This window comes from Luteitalea sp. (assembly GCF_044337415.1).
Classification (GTDB): Bacteria; Acidobacteriota; Vicinamibacteria; order Vicinamibacterales; family Vicinamibacteraceae; genus Luteitalea.
In genome coordinates, this window is sequence record NZ_JBIINP010000229.1 from 1 (window position 1) to 5,990 (window position 5,990).

4 protein-coding genes are annotated in these 5,990 nt (G+C 71.0%); 2 read left to right on the forward strand and 2 right to left on the reverse strand.

The genetic code is table 11. The annotated features are described in order from the left end of the window. A partial coding sequence (locus ACIRDX_RS19645) for a peptide MFS transporter (protein ID WP_396627135.1) occupies window positions 1–995 on the reverse strand: 995 nt, incomplete at its 3' end. 108 nt (window positions 996–1,103) lie between these two features. Between ACIRDX_RS19645 and ACIRDX_RS19650 the strand changes: the two genes are divergently transcribed. Then, the gene (locus ACIRDX_RS19650; RefSeq protein WP_396627136.1) at window positions 1,104–3,641 is read left to right on the forward strand and encodes a phosphoenolpyruvate carboxylase; all 2,538 of its coding nucleotides are present in this window, start codon (window positions 1,104–1,106) and stop codon (window positions 3,639–3,641) included. Window positions 3,642–3,872: 231 nt separating this feature from the next. Here the strand turns inward: ACIRDX_RS19650 and ACIRDX_RS19655 are convergent, their stop codons facing one another. After that, window positions 3,873–5,135, reverse strand: coding sequence for an efflux RND transporter periplasmic adaptor subunit (locus tag ACIRDX_RS19655; RefSeq protein ID WP_396627137.1), 1,263 nt, complete (start codon window positions 5,133–5,135; stop codon window positions 3,873–3,875). A gap of 58 nt (window positions 5,136–5,193) precedes the next feature. On the opposite strand from ACIRDX_RS19655, the gene ACIRDX_RS19660 reads away from it, so the two are divergent. After that, the coding region (locus ACIRDX_RS19660) for an ABC transporter permease (protein WP_396627138.1) at window positions 5,194–5,990 on the forward strand (797 nt) is incomplete at its 3' end.

Genomic DNA, 5,990 nt, shown 5'->3' on the forward strand with positions numbered 1-5,990 from the left:
ACGGGGAACGTCCAGTCGCCGAACTGACGGTTGACGATCTTGTCGGCCAGGAACGTGAACGAGCTGCCCGCCTGCTCGAAGAACATCCAGAACATCACGTTGAAGGCGAAGATGATGAGCATCGCGATCGCCTTGTCGCGCGCGACCGGGCCGTTGCGGACTCCCTCGGCCAGCAGCAGCGCGCACAACCCGACGAACATCGCCGTCAGCACGTACTGCAGCGTGGTGGCACCGAGCTGTGCCAGCAGCACCCACATGACCGGGATCGCCACGAGGCAGCCGACGGCCACGTAGGCCACCGTCTGCACGCCCTCGAGGCCGGCGATGGGCGCGCCGATGTGCTGCAGCTGCGTGCGGCCGAACCAGAACCACACCAGGCTCACCAGCATGCCGAGCCCGGAGGCGATGAAGACGAACTTGTAGGCCGGCATCGCCGTCGTGCCGAACACCTGGTCGGCCAGCCATCCCGTCAGCACCGGGGCCAGGAAGGCGCCGGCGTTGATGCCCATGTAGAAGATGGTGAACCCCGAGTCGCGGCGCTGGTCGGCCTGCGAGTACAGCTTGCCCACCATCGTGGAGATGTTGGGCTTGAACAGCCCGTTGCCCACGATGACCGTGGCCAGGCCGAACTCGAAGATGCGCGGGTCGGGCACCGCGATCATGAACAGCCCGCAGGCCATGATCACGGCGCCGAGCAGGATCGACCGCTGGTAGCCGAGGATCTTGTCGGCGACGTAGCCGCCGAAGATCGCCGCGGCGTACACCAGCGCCAGGTACGCGCCGTACAACTGGCTGGCCGGTTCCTCCCCGGTCGGGCTGCCGGCGTGGAACTGCGCCACGATGTAGAGGACCAGCGCCCAACGGATCCCGTAGAACGCGAAGCGCTCCCAGAACTCCGTCATGAACAGCATCCACAACGGGCGTGGATGCCCCAGGACCTCACCGAACGCCGGAATCGGCGCCTCGGCCGTGGTCGAACCCGTGCCTCCGCTCATGCAGGCTCCTCCGTCGCGGCGCAGGTGCCGGACCGGGCCCGCTCATATCGCGACATAGGCGACAGAAATAGCACAGGTGCCTGCACCGCGCCGCCCTAGAATGTCCGCATGCCCGTGGCGCCTCCGCCCGTTCCCGATTCCCAGGGCCCCCTGCGCCGAGATGTGCGCCTGCTCGGCGCCCTCCTCGGCCACGTCATTCTCGAGCAGGAGGGCCAGGCGCTCTACGACGCCGAGGAGCGCGTGCGGCAGACCTCGCGGGGAGGCGACTTCGAGGCCGTGAAGGACATCGTCGCCGACCTGCCAATCGACGAGCAGGGACGGCTGGTACGTGCCTTCTCCCTCTATTTCCAGCTGGCCAACCTCGCCGAGCAGCACCACCGCATCAGACGCCGCCGGCAGTACGCGGTCGAGCGCCGCGTGGCGGCCGAGTCGCTCGACGCGGCCTTCAACCAGTTGCAGGCCGCCGGCGTCACCGGCGGGCAGTTGCGCGACGCGTCGCGCCGCGTGTCACTCGAGCTCGTGCTGACGGCGCATCCCACCGAGGCCACGCGCCGCACCGTCCTCACCGCGCAGCTCCAGATCAGCGAGCTGCTGCATCGCCTCGACGACCCGCAGCTGTCCGACCCGGGGCGGCGCGACATCGAGGACGCACTCGCCGAGCAGATCACCACCCTCTGGCAGACCGACGAGACGCGCGCCAAGCGGCCCCGCGTGGTCGACGAAATCCGTCACGGCCTGTGGTTCTTCGAGCAGAGCCTGTTCGACGTCGCCCCGGCGCTGGTCGGCGACTACCGGCGCCGCATCCCGGGAGCCCCCCTGCCGCTGCGGTTCGGCAGCTGGATCGGCGGCGACCAGGATGGCAATCCCAACGCCGGACCGGCCACCCTGCGTGCCGCGGCGCAGCGCGCGCGCGAGCTGGTGCTCCGCCGCTACGCCGACGAGGTGCGTGAGCTGGCGCGCACACTCGGCGTCTCGCGCACGCTGGTGGACGTCAACGAGGCCCTGCTGACGTCGATCGCGGCCGACGAACAGCGCCTCTCCGCCCAGGGCTCGAGCGACATCACCGTGTCGCCCGACGATGAGCCGTATCGCCGCAAGTTGTGGCTCATGCACCACCGCCTGCTCGCCACCGCCGAGGGGCAGGCCGGCGGCTACGGGCACGTCCACGAGTTCGTCGCCGACCTCGAGGTGATCGACGCCTCGCTGCGCGCCCACCGCGGCGAGCGCATCGCCAACGGCCGCCTCGCCGCCCTGCGGCGACGCGTCGAGCTCTTCGGCTTCCACGTCGCCAAGCTCGACGTGCGCGTCCACGCGCGCGACCTCACGGGGCAGACGGCGCGCGTCACCGAGACGTTGCAGGTCGTGGCCGACCTGCAGCGACAGCACGGGCCGGCCGTGTGCGACACGCTGATCCTGTCGGGGACGACGGGGCCGGAGCCGGTGCTGCAGGCCGTGGCACTGACGCGCGCGGCGGGCCTCACGCTGTCGGTCGTCCCGCTGTTCGAGTCCATCGATGACCTCCAGCGCGCCGGCAGCATCGTCGAGGCGCTGGCCACCTCGCCCGAGTACGGCGCCGTGCTCGACGCGCGTCGGCGACGGATGGAAGTGATGGTCGGCTACTCGGACTCGGCCAAGGACGGCGGGTACCTGGCGGCCCAGTGGGAGATCTATCGGGCCCAGGAAGACCTGTCGGCCGTCGCGGCACGGCAGCGACTCGAGCTGACCATCTTCCACGGCCGGGGCGGCAGCACGGGCCGGGGCGGCGGCCCCACGCATGCGGCCATCCTGGCGCAGCCGGGCGGGCACGCACGCGGACGCCTGAAGCTGACCGAGCAGGGCGAGACGATCTCGTTCAAGTACGGGTTGCCCGGCCTGGCCTATCGCAACCTGGAGGCCGCGCTGTCGGCGACGCTGCTGTCGGTGTTTCCCAACGTGGTGGGATCGAGCGCGCCAGCGTACGGGCGCGAGCTGATGGCGGAGGCCGCCCGCGCATCGGAACAGGCGTTCCGCGCCTTCGTGTGGCAGAACCCGACGTTCGTGCCGTTCTTCCGATCCTTCACGCCGGTCGACGAACTGGCGCTGCTGGAAATCGGATCGCGGCCTGCGCGTCGTCCCTCGGCCGACGCCGAGTACCTGCAGTCGCTGCGGGCGATCCCCTGGGTGTTCTCGTGGACGCAGAACCGGTCGCTGTTGCCGGCGTGGTTCGGCTGCGGCAGCGGCCTGGCGCCGCTGCTCGAGACACCGCAGGGCCTCGACCAACTGCGGCGCCTGTATCGCGACTGGCCGTTCTTCCGGTCGATCGTCGAGAACCTCGAGATGACGCTCGCCAAGTCGAGCCTCGAGATCGCGAAGGCCTACCTGGACCTGGTGCCCGAGAGCGCCGATCCCGACGGGCACTTCGCGCGCATCGCCGACGAGCATGCCCGTACGACCGATGTCGTGCTCCGCATCGTCGAGGCCGACCGGCTGCTCGACCGACACCCGGTCGTGCAGCGGACCATCCGACTCCGCAATCCGTATGTGAACCCGATCAACGCCATGCAGGTGGCACTGCTGCGCGCGCATCGCGGCGGCGACGCCGACGCGGCGCGCCCGCTCGTGCGCACGATCGCCGGCATCACCGCGGGTTTGCGCAATTCGGGCTGAGCGCCCTCGCGAGGTAGGGCCGCGTGTCCCACGCGGCCGCTGTCCCACAGCGGCGCGGTCGGAGACCGCGCCCTACCGGTGAGGCGGGCATCACGGACCGTCGGCCATCGCCGACGGCTACGGACTATGGCGTTGCCTGCCGGCTCCGCCGAGGGTTCGTAGCCGCCGGACTTGTCCCGCGGTGCTGCGCCAGGCGCCGCGGCATTGCCGGGCATTCCCGGCATCGCGGCATTACTTCTTGGCCGTCGTGACCGTGTCGCCGTCCTTCAGCGTGCGCAGCACCTGGAAGGGCCCCGACACGACCGGCGTGCCCGCTTCGACACCGGCCACCTCGATCAGCAGGCCACCGATGATGCCGGTCTTGACCGGCACGAAGCGCGCGGCACCGTCGCGCACCACGAAGACGCCAGCGGTGTCCTCGCCGCCCGTGCTCGTCGGGCGCAGCACCACGGCCTGCAGCGGCACGACGATGGCGTTGGGGCGCTCGTCGGTGAGGATTTCGGCATCGCAGGTCAGGCCGGGACGCAGGCCCGGGTTCGGGTCCGTGATGCGCACCACGACGCGGAACTCGCGGGCGGCGGCCGTCGCGGCGGAACCCACCGCCGGCGGCAGTGCCCCGGTGCCGATCTCGATCACCTTCCCGGCGAAGCGTCGCCCCGACACGGCATCGAGCGTCACCGTCGCCGATTGCCCGAGCTTGAGGCGCATCACGTCGGCTTCGGCGACCTTGATCTCGGCGTTGACCTCCGCGAGATCCGAGATCGTCATCAGGGTCGTGCCGGGCTGGTTCTGGATGCCAATGACAACCATCTCGCCCTGTCGCACCTGGAGCCGCGACACCACGCCGTCGATGGGCGAGGTGATCTCCGTCTTCGACAGCAGGTCACCCGCGCCGGCGGCCTGGGCCCGCGCCTGCTGCTGCCGCCGCTCGGCCGTCCGGATGCTCTCCTCGGCGCGCGAGACCGCTGCCTGGGTCGCTGCCAGTTGCGCGCGGGCGCCGTCCGCCGCCGCGACCGCCGTGTCGCGTTCGGCAGCCGACACCAACCGCTCCTTGAACAGGGAATCGATGCGCCGCAGGTTGGCCTCGGTCTCGGCGACGCGGGCGCGCGCCGCGTCGATGTCGGCCCGGGCTGCCCGAACCTGCTCGCGTGCGGCCACCTGTTCGGTGGCCAGGGCCTGCACGCCGGCGGTGGCGGCATCACGCTGACTCCGCGCCTGCACGGGGTCGAGGCGTGCCAGCACCTGCCCGGCGCGGACCTTGTCGCCTTCCTTCACGCGCAGGTCGTCGATGCGCCCCATGACGCTCGACCCGATGTCTGCGTAGCGGTCCGCCACGATCTCACCGGAGGCGGTGACGAAGGCCTGCAGGTTCGGGCGACGCGCCACCAGAGTGGTGTCCACCTCCACGCCACGGGGGCCTCGTCGGGCAAAGAAGGCCGCGGCTGCCACGAGCCCGAGGATCAGGGCTCCAATCACGAAAGTGCGTCGACGCATTGCGGCCTTTGGACGCGTGCCGAGCCTCGGCAGTCCCGAAGCGCGCACGATCTCCGGCATGATGATGCACCGGGACGCGCCTGAGGCGCGTCTCAGCACCTGCGTGCCCGTCCCTCGTTCGCTCACCCGCCTGCGCTCCGCGCTGTCGCAGGCCGCCGCCACCGCGCGCGGCAACCCGCTGCGATCGTCACTGGCCGCTCTCGCGGTTGCCACGGCCGTGGCGACGATGCTCCTCACGACGGCGGGCCTCGAAGGGGTGAAGCAGTACGCCCTGTCGGTAGGCGCGCGCACCGTCGGCAGCAACACGTTCGTGCTCGCGCAACTGGTGGCGGGACAGCTGAGTCGCCAGGAGGTCGCCGACCGCCTGCGCCGGAATCCCCCCATCAAGCGCTCGGATGCCCGGTTTCTCGATCGCGTGGCACGCGAGTCCATCCTCGTGGCCCCCACGACGCAGCGCTCGGCCGACGTCAGCGCAGGCGGCCGCCGGTACGAGGGCGCCAACGTGAACGGCACGACCGCGGAGCTCTCCCGCATCCGCGATCTGGACATCGGCGAGGGCCGGTTCTTCCTGCCGGCCGAGGACCAGCAGGCGTCGCAGGTGGCCGTGATCGGCGCCGAAGTCGCCACCACACTCTTCCCGGGCTCCGACCCGCTCGGCCAGCTCGTGCGCATCGGTGGCCGCGGCTTCCGCGTCATCGGCCTCGTGCGGCCGCAGGGCACCGGGGGCGGCGTGTCGCTCGACCGGTACGTCTACATCCCGCTCACCGCCTTCGAGCGCACCTTCGGCGCCCCGGGCTCCCTGCAGATCTTCGCGACAGGTCGCGGGATCGAGGCGGAAGAAGCGGAGGGCGCCGC

What these genes read in the sequence shown, in the direction of transcription:
- ACIRDX_RS19650 (WP_396627136.1), top strand. Translation starts at nt 1,104, where the DNA reads ATGCCCGTGGCGCCTCCGCCCGTTCCCGATTCCCAGGGCCCCCTGCGC.
- ACIRDX_RS19655 (WP_396627137.1), bottom strand. Translation starts at nt 5,135, where the DNA reads ATGCGTCGACGCACTTTCGTGATTGGAGCCCTGATCCTCGGGCTCGTG.